The organism is Mycetocola sp. CAN_C7, from assembly GCF_015752285.1.
In the GTDB taxonomy this organism is placed as follows: domain Bacteria; phylum Actinomycetota; class Actinomycetes; order Actinomycetales; family Microbacteriaceae; genus Mycetocola_A.
On sequence record NZ_JADOUY010000002.1, the window covers coordinates 258,616 to 272,655 of the forward strand.

General features: G+C 64.5%; 8 protein-coding genes. 1 reads left to right on the forward strand and 7 read right to left on the reverse strand.

The window, feature by feature from the left end; genetic code table 11:
* Positions 1–63 precede the first annotated feature (63 nt).
* The gene (gene uvrC / locus IWX78_RS04910; RefSeq protein WP_196832339.1) at positions 64–1,950 is read right to left on the reverse strand and encodes an excinuclease ABC subunit UvrC; all 1,887 of its coding nucleotides are present in this window, start codon (positions 1,948–1,950) and stop codon (positions 64–66) included.
* On the reverse strand, positions 1,951–4,842 hold the full coding sequence (gene uvrA / locus IWX78_RS04915; protein WP_196832340.1) for an excinuclease ABC subunit UvrA: 2,892 nt from the start codon (positions 4,840–4,842) through the stop codon (positions 1,951–1,953). It abuts the gene before it with no gap.
* Between the two features lie 57 nt (positions 4,843–4,899).
* On the opposite strand from uvrA, the gene IWX78_RS04920 reads away from it, so the two are divergent.
* Positions 4,900–5,589 (forward strand): protein-L-isoaspartate(D-aspartate) O-methyltransferase, encoded by a 690-nt coding sequence (locus IWX78_RS04920; RefSeq protein ID WP_334684569.1) that lies wholly within the window; start codon positions 4,900–4,902, stop codon positions 5,587–5,589.
* Here the strand turns inward: IWX78_RS04920 and uvrB are convergent.
* The 5 genes from uvrB to IWX78_RS04945 all read right to left on the reverse strand — a co-directional run bounded on the left by uvrB (position 5,555) and on the right by IWX78_RS04945 (position 13,979).
* Positions 5,555–7,621: an excinuclease ABC subunit UvrB gene (gene uvrB, locus IWX78_RS04925; protein WP_196832341.1), complete on the reverse strand. Its 2,067-nt coding sequence runs from the start codon at positions 7,619–7,621 to the stop codon at positions 5,555–5,557. The two genes, IWX78_RS04920 and uvrB, sit on opposite strands and share 35 nt — an antisense overlap.
* Before the next feature lie 52 nt (positions 7,622–7,673).
* Complete coding sequence (coaE, locus tag IWX78_RS04930; RefSeq protein WP_196832342.1) at positions 7,674–8,276, reverse strand: dephospho-CoA kinase; 603 nt, start codon at positions 8,274–8,276, stop codon at positions 7,674–7,676.
* 19 nt (positions 8,277–8,295) lie between these two features.
* Complete coding sequence (locus IWX78_RS04935; protein ID WP_196832343.1) at positions 8,296–8,955, reverse strand: TetR/AcrR family transcriptional regulator; 660 nt, start codon at positions 8,953–8,955, stop codon at positions 8,296–8,298.
* A gap of 167 nt (positions 8,956–9,122) precedes the next feature.
* Positions 9,123–10,568, reverse strand: a complete 1,446-nt coding sequence (gene rpsA / locus IWX78_RS04940; RefSeq protein ID WP_196832344.1) for a 30S ribosomal protein S1 — start codon at positions 10,566–10,568, stop codon at positions 9,123–9,125.
* 189 nt (positions 10,569–10,757) lie between these two features.
* Entirely contained in the window at positions 10,758–13,979 is a 3,222-nt protein-coding gene (locus IWX78_RS04945; RefSeq protein ID WP_196832345.1) for a beta galactosidase jelly roll domain-containing protein, read from the reverse strand.
* Between the last annotated feature and the right edge of the window lie 61 nt (positions 13,980–14,040).

Here is a 14,040-nt window from a genome sequence, read left to right on the forward strand (position 1 = left end):
CTGCACTTTCCGTGTCGTCGCGGAGTCGTCGGAGAATCGACGTGATGAGGCTTCTCCCCCAGCCTACCGACTGTTCAACTGGGCATGGATTGCTGTCGCGAGAGCCGGCCCGATGCCGGCGACCTCGGTGATGGCGTCTGGAGCCGCCTCCTTGAGCCTGGCGACGGAGCCGAAATGACGCAGGAGAGCCTTCACCCTGGCTGGCCCGAGCCCCGGGATGTCTGCGAGCACGCTGGAGATGTCTTTACGGCGTTTCGTGCGCTGGTAGGTGATGGCGAACCGGTGGGCCTCATCCCTGACCCGTTGCAATAGGAACAGGGCTTCGGAGTTCCTCGGAAGGATGACCGGGTAATCGCTGTCCGGCAGCCAGATCTCTTCGAGGCGCTTGGCCATCCCGGCGAGCTGGATGTCTGTCCGGCCGGATTCGAGCAAGGCGCGTTGAGCAGCCTGGACCTGGGGCTGACCGCCGTCGACGATGAGAAGTTGCGGCGGATACGCGAACTTGCGGGGTTTGGCGACGGCGTCGGCTTCAGGGTCGGTGTCGTCGGGCTCTGGTTCAGGATGGGTGAGGTAGGCGAGCCGTCGGCTGAGGACCTGGTAGATCGATTCGGTGTCGTCGGTGGACTCGGCGATACTGAATCGCCTGTACTGGTCTTTTCGTGCCAGGCCGTCTTCGAAGACGACCATCGACGCAACGATGTTCGTGCCAGACAGGTGCGAGACGTCGAAACACTCGATGCGCAGAGGAGCCTGTTCCATGCCGATGGCATCCTGAATGTCGGTGAGTGCCTGGGAGCGGGCGACGAAATCCGCGCTCCGGCGGGTTTTGTAGAGCTTGAGCGCATTTTTCGCGTTGATCTCCGCGGTTTGCATCAGCGCGGCCTTCTCGCCCCGCTGCGCCGTGCGCAGACGCACCTTTCCTTTTCCGCGCAAACCGGCGAGCCAGGCTTCGAGCTCGACGGCATCCTCGGGTAGCTCGGGCACCAGGATCTCGCGCGGGATGTCGACGACCCCGCCGGAATCGTATGCTCGCTGCAGGATGCTGTCGACCAGTTCGGCGGCGGACAGGTCGAGTTCCTTGTCGACCGTCCACGACCGGACACCGCGGATGCGTCCTGAACGGACGATGAACTGCTGGACGGCTGCAGAGAGTTCATCGTGGGCCAGCCCGAAAAGATCCGAGTCGACCGAGTCCTTCAGCACGACGGCACTCTTGTCGAGAACGGCCTCGAGTGCCTGCAGGCGGTCGCGGTACCTGGCGGCGGACTCGTAGTCCTGCACGGCGGCGGCTTCACGCATGCGTTTCGTCGCCTCGGTGGTGAACCGCTTGTCGTTCCCGTTCATGAAGCTCACGAAATCGTCGACCAGATGGCGATGCTCGTCGATGGTGACGCGTCCGGAGCACGGACCGCCGCAGCGTCCGATCTGCCCGGGGAAGCAGGGCCGGCCGGACTGCATCGCCCGTTTGTAACTGGAGTCGGAACAGGTTCTGATCGGAAAGGCCTTGACCATCAGGTCGATGGTCTCGTGCACCGCCCAGATCTTCGGGTACGGCCCGAAGTATTTGGCGCCCCGAATCCGTGGGTTTCTGGTTACCAGGACGCGGGGGGCCTCGTCTCCGAGAGTGACCGCCATGTACGGGTAGGTCTTGTCATCGCGGAACTTGACGTTGAACGGTGGCTCGAACTCCTTGATCCAGGTGTACTCGAGTTGGAGCGCATCGATGTCACTCCCGACGACGGTCCATTCGACCCCGGTCGCTGTCGTGACCATTCGTCTGGTGCGTTCGTGCAGGCTCGGCAACGGCGCGAAATAGTTGCTGAGCCTGGCACGGAGATTTTTCGCTTTGCCCACGTAGAGCACGCGACCGGAGTCGTCACGGAACCGGTACACGCCCGGGCTGGTCGGAATCTCACCGGGGCGAGGTCGGTAGCTGAGGGTCGATGCCACCTATCCGGCCTTACGGGCGACGATCTCGCCGGCCTCAAGAACCTCCTTGAGGTAATACCCGGTGTGGCTCTTCTTGACGGTGGCAAGCTTTTCGGGAGTCCCGGTCGCGAGCACGCGGCCACCGCCCGCTCCACCCTCAGGCCCGAGGTCGATGAGCCAGTCGGCGGACTTGATGACGTCGAGGTTGTGCTCGATGACGATGACCGTGTTGCCTTTGTCGACGAGGCTGTTGAGCACGAGCAGAAGCTTGCGGACGTCTTCGAAGTGCAGCCCCGTCGTCGGCTCGTCGAGCACGTAGATGCTGCGACCGTTCGTGCGCTTCTGCAGTTCCGTCGCGAGCTTCACCCGCTGGGCCTCACCACCGGACAGCGTCGTCGCGCTCTGGCCGAGCCGGACATACCCGAGACCGACCTCGACCAGAGTCTTCAGGTAGCGGTGGATCGACGTGATCGGTTCGAAGAAGTCCGCCGCCTCGGCGATCGGCATGTCGAGGACCTCGGCGATGTTCTTGCCTTTGTAGTGCACCGACAGGGTGTCGCGGTTGTAGCGCGCTCCCCCGCACACTTCGCAGGCGACGTACACGTCAGGGAGGAAGTTCATCTCGATCTTGATCGTTCCGTCACCCGAGCAGGCCTCGCAGCGTCCGCCCTTGACGTTGAAGCTGAACCGGCCGGGCAGGTAGCCGCGGGTCTTGGCTTCGATCGTCTCGGAGAAGAGGGTACGGATGCGGTCGAAGACCCCCGTGTACGTGGCCGGGTTGGAGCGCGGTGTGCGACCGATCGGTGCCTGGTCGACGTGGATCACCTTGTCGAGCTGGTCCAGACCGGTGACACGGGTGTGCTTGCCTGGAACCTTGCGTGCGCCGTTGAGCTTGTTGGCGAGTACACGGTAGAGCACGTCGTTGACGAGCGACGACTTGCCCGACCCGCTCACACCGGTGACGGCGGTGAAGGTGCCGAGCGGGAAGTCGACGGTCACCTTGTGCAGGTTGTTCGCTTCGGCGCCGACGACCGAGATCATCCGTTCCGGGTCGACCGGGCGGCGGGTGTCCGGGATCTCGATCTCCTTGCGGCCGGAGAGGTAGTCGCCCGTCAGCGACCGCGTGTTGGCCAGCAGGTCGTCGTACGATCCGGAGTGCACGACGGTGCCGCCGTTGACGCCCGCGCCTGGGCCGATGTCGACGATCCAGTCGGCCGTGCGGATCGTGTCTTCGTCGTGCTCGACCACGATGAGGGTGTTACCGAGGTCGCGCAGCGTCACGAGTGTCTGGATGAGTCTGCGGTTGTCGCGCTGATGAAGCCCGATGCTCGGCTCGTCGAGCACGTAGAGCACCCCGGTGAGCCCGGACCCGATCTGGGTCGCGAGGCGAATGCGCTGTGCCTCACCTCCGGAGAGCGATCCGGCGGTGCGAGACAGGTTGAGATAGTTGAGGCCGACCTGGATGAGGAAGTCGAGCCGCACCTTGATCTCGCGGAGCACCTGGGCGGCGATCATGCCCTCACGGTCGCTCAGTTCCATGCGGTCCATGAAGGCGCGGGCATCGCTGAGGCTCAGTTCGGCGACGTCGGCGATGTTGACGCCGTGGATGAGAACGCTGAGGACCTCGGGCTTGAGCCGCTTGCCGTCGCACACGGGGCACGGGATCTCGCGCAGGTACTCCGCCCAGCGCGCGCGCTGCACATCGGTCTCTGCCTGGGCGTACTGTCGTTCGATGTACGGCATCACGCCTTCGAAACCCGAGGTGTAGCTCACCTCACGCCCGTAGCGGTTCTTCCACTTGACCTTGACCTTGAAGTTCTCACCGCGGAGGACGGCCTCCTGGACCTTCTTCGGCAGCTTCTTCCACGGGGTGCGCAGAGAGAAGTCGAGGTCGCGGGCGAGACCCTCGAGGAGTTTCTCGTAGTACTGGTAGAGGCCCTTGCCCTGCGTCGTCCACGGGATGATGACCCCGTCGTCGATGCTGAGCTCTGAGTCTCCGATGAGGAGGTCCTGATCGACGGACATCCGCGTGCCGAGCCCCGAGCACTCGGGGCAGGCGCCGAACGGCGCGTTGAAACTGAACGTGCGCGGCTCGATCTCCGTGAGCTGCAGCGGGTGGTTGTTCGGGCAGGACAGCTTCTCGCTGTACGACCGGATCGAATCGGCCCCCTCTTCGTCGACGAGTTTGATCTGTACCAGCCCGTCGGTGAGGCCGAGGGCGGTTTCGAGTGAATCGGTCAGCCGGCTGAGGGCCTCAGGCCCAGCGACGAGTCGGTCGACCACGACGGAGATGTCGTGCTTGTACGACTTCTTGAGGACCGGTGGTTCGTTCAGCTGGATCTGCTCACCGTCGACCATGGCGCGGGCGAAGCCCTTCGCGGCGAGCTCTTTGAAGAGGTCGACGAACTCGCCCTTCTTCTGCGACACGACCGGGCTCATCACCATGTACCTGGTGCCGGTTTCGAGTTCCATCAGCTGGTCGGCGATCTGCTGCACCGTCTGGCGCTGGATGGGCTCGCCACACTCAGGACAGTGCGGAACGCCGATGCGAGCCCACAGCAGTCGCATGTAGTCGTACACCTCGGTGATGGTGCCGACGGTCGAACGCGGGTTGCGGTTGGTCGACTTCTGGTCGATCGACACCGCCGGGCTCAGGCCTTCGATGAAATCGACGTCTGGACGGTCGACCTGACCGAGGAACTGGCGCGCATACGCCGAGAGCGACTCGACGTAGCGACGCTGCCCCTCGGCGAAGATCGTGTCGAAGGCCAGGGACGATTTTCCGGAACCGGACAGGCCGGTGAAGACGACGAGCGAGTCCCTGGGGATGTCGAGGTCGACGTTGTGCAGGTTGTGCACGCGGGCACCGCGGACGCTGAGCTTTGATGCTGAATTTACCTTCGAAATTGACACCTGATGAGTCTACGTCGACCCACTGACATCGCCGTCCTCGCGGTGGACAATGAGACAATGCACGGCTACGCAGCCCGGCGCGAGGCGATGGTCGCGACGCAGATCCAGGCGAGGGGCATCAGCGATCGACACGTTCTGGATGCCATGCGCCGGGTTCCGCGGGAAGAATTCGTTCGCGCCTCGTCCCGGGAGAGCGCATACGAGGACCATCCGCTTCCGATCGCCGATGGGCAGACGATCTCGCAGCCGTACATCGTCGCGCTGACAGCTGAGGCCGCACTGCTCGACCGCTCGAGCTGTGTGCTCGATGTCGGCACAGGCTCAGGTTATGCGGCGGCAGTACTGGCCGAGATCGTCGACAGCGTGGTCTCGATCGAACGGCATCCCGGTCTCGCCCGCAGCGCCGCCGCTGTGCTCGCGCGGCTCGGCTACGACAACGTGGAGGTCGTGATCGGCGATGGAAGCCTCGGCTGGCCGGCCGCCGCGCCGTATGACGCGATCGTCGTCGCGGCCGCCGCGCCGCGGGTTCCGCAACCCTGGCTCGATCAACTGAGCGTGGGCGGGAGAATCATCCTGCCTGTCGGGGTTCCCCGATACGGTCAGCGACTTCAGCGGATCACCCGGACGGGAATCGGCCCTCCCCGAATCGATGACCTCGGCGGCGTAACGTTCGTTCCGCTTCTCGGACGGTACGGCGTCGACGGATCGCCGGTCAGCCCAGGTGGCCCGCCTTCTCCATCTGCCTGAGGTCACGTTTGAGATCGGAGAGCTCGTCGCGGAGCCGCCCGGCCAGCTCGAACTTGAGTTCAGCCGCCGCCGCAAGCATCTGTCCGTTGAGGTCGGCGATGATGCCCTCGAGTTCGGCGGCGCCCTCGGATGCGATGCCCTCACGTCGGAGGCGTGGGGTCGGGCTCTTTCTGCGGGAGTCGCGGTTCGCGAGCATCGCCTCGGTATCGGCGCCCTCCCGAGCCAGTGCATCCGTGATGTCTGCGATCTTCTTGCGCAGAGGAGTCGGGTCGATGCCGTTCTCCAGGTTGTATGCGACCTGCTTTTCGCGTCGGCGATCGGTCTCTTCGATGGCCTTCTTCATCGAATCGGTCAACACGTCTGCATACATGTGTACCTCACCGGAAACGTTGCGAGCGGCGCGACCGATGGTCTGGATGAGCGAGGTGGATGACCGGAGGAAGCCCTCTTTGTCTGCGTCGAGGATCGCGACCAGCGAGACCTCAGGCAGGTCGAGACCTTCACGGAGCAGGTTGATGCCGACCAGTACGTCGTAGACGCCCTGGCGCAGCTCGCTGAGCAGCTCGACCCGGCGCAGAGTGTCGACGTCCGAGTGCAGGTAGCGAACCCGCACTCCCGCTTCGGTGAGGAAGTCGGTGAGCTCCTCGGCCATCTTCTTGGTGAGTGTCGTGACCAGCACCCGCTCGTCGCGGCTCGCGCGCAGCCGGATCTCTTCGAGCAGGTCGTCGATCTGGCCCTTCGACGGCTTCACCACGATGTGCGGATCGATGAGCCCTGTCGGCCGGATGATCTGTTCGACGATGCCATCGGCGATGCCCATCTCGTACCGCCCGGGAGTGGCAGACAGGTAGACGGTCTGGCCGACGCGGTTCTTGAACTCGTTCCACTTGAGCGGACGGTTGTCGAGCGCGCTCGGGAGCCGGAACCCGTGCTCCACGAGTGTGCGCTTGCGCGAGGAGTCGCCCTCGTACATCGCACCGATCTGGGGCACCGTGACGTGCGACTCGTCGATGACGACGAGGAAGTCGTCGGGGAAGTAGTCGATGAGGCAGTGCGGCGCCTCCCCCGGCCCCCGACCGTCCATGTGCCGCGAATAGTTCTCGATGCCCGAGCAGAAACCGATCTGCTGCATCATCTCGAGATCGAACATGGTGCGCATCCGCAGGCGCTGGGCTTCGAGGAGCTTGCCCTGGCGTTCGAGTTCGGCGAGCCGCTGCTCCAATTCGTGCTGGATCGTCCCGATCGCGCGCTGCATGACGTCTGTGCTTGCGACGTAGTGGGATCCGGGGAAGACGGAGACCGACTCGAGCTTGCGGACGACGTTACCGGTGAGCGGGTGCAGCGAGTACAGCCCTTCGATCTCGTCGCCGAACATCTCGATGCGGATGGCGAGCTCTTCGTACACCGGGATGATCTCGATGGTGTCGCCACGCACCCGGAAGTTGCCGCGGGAGAAGTCGACGTCGTTGCGGTTGTACTGCATCGAGATGAACTTGCGGATCAGCCAGTCACGGTCGACCCGCTGCCCGATCTGCAGTGCCATCATCGCGTTCAGATATTCCTCGGGCTTCCCGAGGCCGTAGATGCACGACACCGTCGAGACGACGATCACGTCTCGCCGGCTGAGGAGCGAGTTCGTTGTCGAGTGCCTGAGCCGTTCGACCTCGGCGTTCACTGAGGAGTCCTTCTCGATGAAAGTGTCGGTCTGCGGGACGTAGGCCTCAGGCTGGTAGTAGTCGTAATACGAGACGAAATACTCGACCGCGTTGTTGGGCATGAGCTCACGGAACTCGTTGGCCAGCTGGGCCGCGAGCGTCTTGTTGTGCGCGAGAACGAGGGTGGGCCTCTGGACGGCCTCGATCAGCCAGGCGGTCGTCGCCGACTTGCCCGTACCCGTCGCACCGAGGAGCACGACATCGGTCTCTCCGGCGTTGATGCGGCCGCTCAGCTCGGCGATCGCCTTGGGCTGGTCGCCGCTCGGAGTGTATTCACTGATGACCTCGAAAGGGTGCACGGAGCGCGTGGGTTGCATGATTCGAGTCTAGGCACGTCCACTGACATCGGACCCCGCAGGCCTGTCCGTGCTAGGCGGCCCGGCGGACTCTCTCCCAGAGAGCGTCCGCCTGAGCGAGGGTGGCGTCAAGGTCGCCGTCGGTGTCGATCACGAGATCGGCGACGGCCAGTCGCTCACCATCGCTGGCCTGGGACGCAACCCGCCTGCGAGCCTCGTCGGGAGTCATCCCTCGTGCGGTGGTCAGTCGTTCGATCCGGGTGTCGACCGCTGCGTGGGCGACGACGACGAGGTCGAACCGGTGAGGTACCTGCGCTTCGACGAGAAGCGGGACGTCGTAGACGACGACGCTCTGCGGGTCGTTCCGCTCGGCATCCGCGATCCGGACTGCGGTGAGGTGGCGGACGGCCGGGTGCACGATCGCGTTGAGCGCTGCCAGGGATGCCGGGTCGGAAAAGACGATGCTTCCGAGCGCGGCTCGGTCGAGGCTGCCGTCTGCATGCAGGACCGCCGTTCCGAACCGGTGGGCGATTGACGCGATGGCACTGGTTCCGGGTTCGACAGCTTCGCGGGCGAGCTGGTCGGCATCGATGTGCACGGCCCCGAGTTCGGCGAGCCGCCTGGCGATGGTGGATTTGCCGGAGGCGATTCCGCCGGTCAGTCCGATCAGGTACACGGTGGCGATGGGATCCGGCCTAGGCGGCAGGAACGAGGTGGCCCTCGAGGTAGCCGACCGGGACGGAACGTGCCTCGGCCAGAAGCCAGGGGTCCCCGTCGGACGATGCGTCGAAAGCGAGGCGCTGGAGTGCCCTGGAGAGTTCGACGGCGACGTTGAGGTGCACGATCCAGCGCTCGTCCGTCGGGAAATCGAACTGTGAGAGAAGCCCGGCGAGGGCGGCGATGTACTCGTTCGACCCCTTGAGGTACTGTTCCTGGCTCTCTTCGTCTCCGAGGATGCGGTACTGGGTTGCCTTGAAGCCGGGGATGGTGCGCCGGGCGAGGACGGACGTGTCTGTCATGATGCCGAGCGTTTCCTGCCAGGTTGCAGGGTCGGCTTCGAGGAGCTTGTCGATGCACAGCGCCACGTACTGGTCCTGCATGTACTGGTAGACGCCGAGCATGAGGGCGATGCGGTCGGGGAAGAAGCGATAGACGGTCCCGATCGCCATCTCAGCGCGTTTGGCCACTTCGGCCGTCGTCACGCCGGCATGCCCGGATTCGTCGATGATCTCGCCGCAGACTCGAAGGATTGCTTCGAGGCTCTGACGACTTCGCTCCTGCTGCGGGCTGTTCCTGAGCGATTTCTCGTTGGAGATGTCGGTAGCCAGGTAGTGCCTCAGAGAACCAACGTCCACGTCGTCCCTTCACATGATGATGGATATGGAGCCGCCCGAACTCGCAGCATCTCCGCCAACTTTATCAGGCGGAGTAAGAAACGAAGCCCCCAACAAGCGGGACAGGGCGGATGAGACGCCGACTGGCCGGCCCCATTTCGGGACCGGCCAGTCGGGTGTTGTGGTGCTTAGGAGTTGCTGGTCAGCTTCTCGCGCAGAGCCGCAAGCGACTCGTCGTCGGCGAGCGTGCCTGCGCCGGCCGTCTCGCTCGAGAAGGCGGAACCGGCGGACGGAGCGGCAGCGGCGACTGCCTCTTCGGTCGCGGCGGTGGCAACCTGCTTCTTGTGAGCTTCCCAGCGAGCCTGGGCGGCAGCGTAGTCCTGCTCCCACTTCTCGCGCTGGGTGTCGAAGCCCTCTTTCCACTCGTTGGTCTCCGGGTCGAAGCCCTCAGGGTACTTGTAGTTGCCCTGGTCGTCGTACTCGGTGAGCATTCCGTAGAGTGCCGGGTCGAACTCGGTGCCCTCGGGGTCGACGCCCTCGTTGGCCTGCTTGAGGCTCAGCGAGATCCGGCGGCGCTCGAGGTCGATGTCGATGACCTTGACGAACACCTCGTCGCCGACGGAGACGACCTGCTCGGCGAGCTCGACGTGCTTGCCGCTGAGCTCGGAGATGTGCACGAGGCCCTCGATGCCGTCTGCGACGCGAACGAACGCACCGAACGGAACGAGCTTGGTGACCTTACCCGGTGCAACCTGGCCGATGGCGTGGGTGCGGGCGAAGACCTGCCACGGGTCTTCCTGCGTCGCCTTGAGCGACAGGGAGACGCGTTCGCGCTCGAGGTCGACCTCGAGGATCTCGACGGTGACTTCCTGGCCGACTTCAACGACCTCAGAGGCGTGCTCGATGTGCTTCCAGCTGAGCTCGGAGACGTGGACGAGTCCGTCTACGCCACCGAGGTCGACGAACGCACCGAAGTTGACGATCGACGAGACGACGCCCTTGCGGACCTGGCCCTTCTGGAGGTTGTTGAGGAACGTGGTGCGGCTCTCGGACTGCGTCTGCTCGAGAAGTGCACGACGCGACAGAACGACGTTGTTGCGGTTCTTGTCGAGTTCGAGGATCTTCGCTTCGATCTCCTGACCGAGGTACGGCGTCAGGTCGCGGACCCGGCGCAACTCGATCAGCGATGCAGGCAGGAAGCCGCGGAGGCCGATGTCGACGATGAGGCCACCCTTGACGACCTCGATGACCGAACCGGTCACGACGCCATCGGTGTCCTTGATCTTCTCGACGTCGCCCCACGCACGCTCGTACTGTGCGCGCTTCTTCGACAGGATGAGGCGGCCTTCTTTGTCTTCCTTCTGGAGGACAAGGGCTTCAACCATGTCGCCGACCTGAACGACCTCGCTCGGGTCGACGTCGTGCTTGATGGAAAGTTCGCGCGAGGGGATGACACCCTCGGTCTTGTAGCCGACATCGAGGAGAACCTCGTCGCGATCGATCTTGACGACGGTGCCCTCGATGAGGTCTCCGTCGTTGAAGAACTTCAGTGTTTTCTCGACCGCGGCCAGGAAGTCTTCAGCCGATCCGATGTCGTTGATAGCGACCTGCTTGGCGGTCGTTGCGGTTGTCATGTAGTGGTTGCTCCAGTAAGGACTGATTTCGGGCCGACACGATCCCTCTCAATCAAGGATTGTCAGGGGTTTTTTCCGTGCACGGCGAACGGATAGATCGTCACAAAAGTGACATGTCAGTCTATCGGCTCCCGATCCCCGGGTGCAAGCTGCCGGAATCGACCTCGAACGACGCCTGACGCCGGGTTCTCAGCCCGCCGCCGGTGTCCTCGTCGCATTCAGCACGAGGTCGAAACTGACATCGGCGGTACCGCGGTAATTGAGGTGAACGGATGCCGACAGCACGTTGCTTCCTGAGGTGAGTAGCGACGGCGGAATGGAGAAGGTGACCGGATTCGCGACGGCCGCGGTCGTCCGCGGGGCGCTCAGCGGGTACGAGTTCGCGGTGATCGGACCTGTCGGCATGTTGCTGCGCCCGATCTCGACACCGTTCAGGTACACGACGACCCCGTCATCGGCACGGGTGGTCACCGAAACCGCGGAGAGCTCGGCGGGATCGGTGACGGTGAACCCATGCCTGAAGAGAGCACTGCGTGGCCTGTTGCTGGTCGGAGGCGGCACGTCGATGTTGGACTGCACGCCGCTGAAGCCGAAACCGAGAGGAGCGCGACCACTGGACCAGGTGCTCGCATCGAATGCGACACTTGTCCAGTTCGCCGGCCAGGCCGTGTTCGAGTACAGCCACGCCCAGGTTGCGCCGCCTGGCACGAGCACGACCGGACCGCCGGTCGGCGGTTGCGCAGGGGTGGTCGCGGATGCGGTCCCCTCAGCAGACGTCAGTCCGGTCGATCCGACAGCGACGACGGCGTACGAGTAAGTCGTCGACGCTGCGAGCCCGGAGTCAGCGAAGCTTCTGGTCGGCTCGGTCGTGGTCCCGATCTGCGTGCCGTTTCTGAAGACCCGGTAGGAGGCCGCAGCCGCGCCGGACCCGGGCGTCCAGTCGATGCGGACAGACGTCGGACCGAGCGCCGCGGCCGAAACGGCTGGCGCTCCCGGAGGCACCTGGGCCGGAGTGCCCGTCGTCCGAGTACCGGACAGAGACAGCTCCATGCTGGCATCCGCCGTTCCCCGGTAGTTGAGGTGGACCGAGACCGCGACGACGTTGACACCGTTTCGCAGCACGGAAGCCGGAACATCGTAGACGGAAGGCGCGGTTATTGCCGCGCTTGTCCGGGGGGCGGCAGTGGCATACGTGCTCGTGCTGAGTGCCCCGGTGGGGAGGTTCCTGCGGCCGAGTTCCGTGCCGTTGATCCATACCGCAGCTCCATCGTCGGCGCGGGCGGTGAGCACCAGTTCGGAATACTCGGCCGCCGTATCAAGCGTGAACGCGTGCCTGAACAGGGCTGTCCGGGGCCGGTTGGATGTCGGGGGCGGCACATCGATGTTCGTCGCGATCGACTCGCTGCCGAAGCCCAGGGGTGCTGCGCCCTGCTGCCAGGTGCCGTCGGTGAATGACGGTCCCGTCCAGCCGACAGGCCAGGCGGCGGATGAGAAGAGCCATCTCCAGGCGGATCCCGTGCTGACGAGGGTGACCGGTGTGGTCGACCCCACGGGTGGCGGAAGAGAGACCGAGGCGGTGCCGGCCGCTGAAACGAGTCCTGTCTCCCCGACCGCCACCACCGTGTAATCGTGCTGGGACCCGGCTGGCAGGCCGGAGTCAGTGTACGTTCTCGTCGGCTCGGCGACGGTCACCGGGGTTCCGCCGTCGCGACTGACCCGGTACTCGACGGCGGCGGGTCCAGTTCCAGGCGTCCAGGAGACGCGGGCGGTGGTGCTGTCGACCGCCGTTCCGGTCACCGTCGGGCGGCCGGGCGGCACCGGTTCAGGCTCTCCGGACTGGCGAAGCGCGGACATCACGACGTCGAAGCTCAGATCTGCTGTGCCCCGGTAGTTGAGGTGAACATTGGCCGCGACCACATTGGTCCCGGAGCGCAGTACTCCTGGCGGGACGGTGAAGACGGCTGGCGTCGCCGTTGCGGCGCTGGTGCTGGGCGCCGCCGTCGCATAGGTCGTATTGGTGATGGTGCCCGTCGGCATATTCTTGCGGCCGACCTCGACGCCGTTCACCCGGACGACGAGGCCGTCATCAGCACGGGTGGTGAGCGAGATCTCACTCCACTGCGACGGGTCGCTCAGCTGGAAGGTATGCCGGAACAACGCACTCCTCCCCCGGTTCGATGTCGGCGGGGGCACGTCGATGTTCGTCGTCCTGCCGTTCGAGCCGAACCCGAGCACCGCGTTTCCGCGCGACCACGCACCGTCGGAGAATCCGGGATCCGACCAACCGGACGGCCAGGTGGTGTTCTGGTACCACCATGCCCACTCGCCCCCGCCGCGGACGAGGACTTCCCGCTCGACGCCGTCCGGGGACATGTCATAGGCGAGGCTGAATTCACTGTCGGCGTCGGTCTCGAACCGGCCGAGTGTCGGCGAGTACGTCTTCGCAGAGATCGTCCCGGCAGCGGGGCTGAACGTGTAGTACCGCATCCACCCGTCTCCTCCGTTGATCCGGGACTGGTAGTTGGACAGGATCTGGTGCACAGGCTGCCCGCACGCGTTCGGGTCGGTGCGATTGGCCTCGCCCTCGTCACCGTCGTGCCAGTGCCCATTGAGGACGAGGAAGATGTTGCAGTTGTCGTAGATCAGTTCGTTCCAGACCTGGACGGCGGAGTTGATCCCCTGGTCGCTTCTCACCGTGGTGTTCGACCGGGTTCCTCCGGTCGTGATGAATCCGTGGGTGGAGATGATCGCACGCCTCTCCGGGTAGGCATCGAGCACCTTCTGCGCCCAGTCGAGCGTGTAGTCAGGAGATTCGAACTCGAGGTTGATGAGCACGAAGTCGATGCCTCCTGCAGTGAGGAGCCCGAAATTGTCTTTATTCTTTCTGTCGACCGGGTCGGGTCCGAAGAGGTTCTGGCCGAGATACCCGCCGTACGAGGCGTCCGGTGAATTCCAGGATGCTGCGGCGTAGCGGCTCGGCGGAAAGTAGGTGTCGTATGTGGTTGCTTCGCCGGTGAGGATGTTCATGTCGTGGTTGCCGGGAAGGACGCTGTTGGGAACACCGGCGTCGTCGAGCACCTTCATGTACCTGCTCGCCCTGTTCCAGTGGTTGACGTTCGGCCAGGATTCGACGAGGTCACCCACCTGGGTCACCCAGGCGATGTTGAGCGTGTCGCGGTTCTCGACGATCCAGTCGACCTGATCCTCGAATTTCGACTCGTTCGTCGCAGACACCGTGTAACCCTGGGTGTCCGGGATCACCGCGATCGTGAAGTCTTCGCCGGGTTCAGGCGGGTCTGCTGCAAATGCGGGAGCGACCGGGAGCACGAGGGCGAGCGTGAGGGCGGGTATCCACGCCAGTCTGGCCGGGCGACTTCGAAAGGTCCGGGTGCTGCCCGTCTGCCCGGCCATGGGATCTCCCGTCACTCGGGACCCGGGACGGGCCCACTGATGTCAGGCGTAGTCCCCCATC

What these genes read in the sequence shown, in the direction of transcription:
- IWX78_RS04920 (WP_334684569.1), top strand. Translation starts at nt 4,900, where the DNA reads ATGCACGGCTACGCAGCCCGGCGCGAGGCGATGGTCGCGACGCAGATC.
- uvrB (WP_196832341.1), bottom strand. Translation starts at nt 7,621, where the DNA reads ATGCAACCCACGCGCTCCGTGCACCCTTTCGAGGTCATCAGTGAATAC.
- rpsA (WP_196832344.1), bottom strand. Translation starts at nt 10,568, where the DNA reads ATGACAACCGCAACGACCGCCAAGCAGGTCGCTATCAACGACATCGGA.
- IWX78_RS04945 (WP_196832345.1), bottom strand. Translation starts at nt 13,979, where the DNA reads ATGGCCGGGCAGACGGGCAGCACCCGGACCTTTCGAAGTCGCCCGGCC.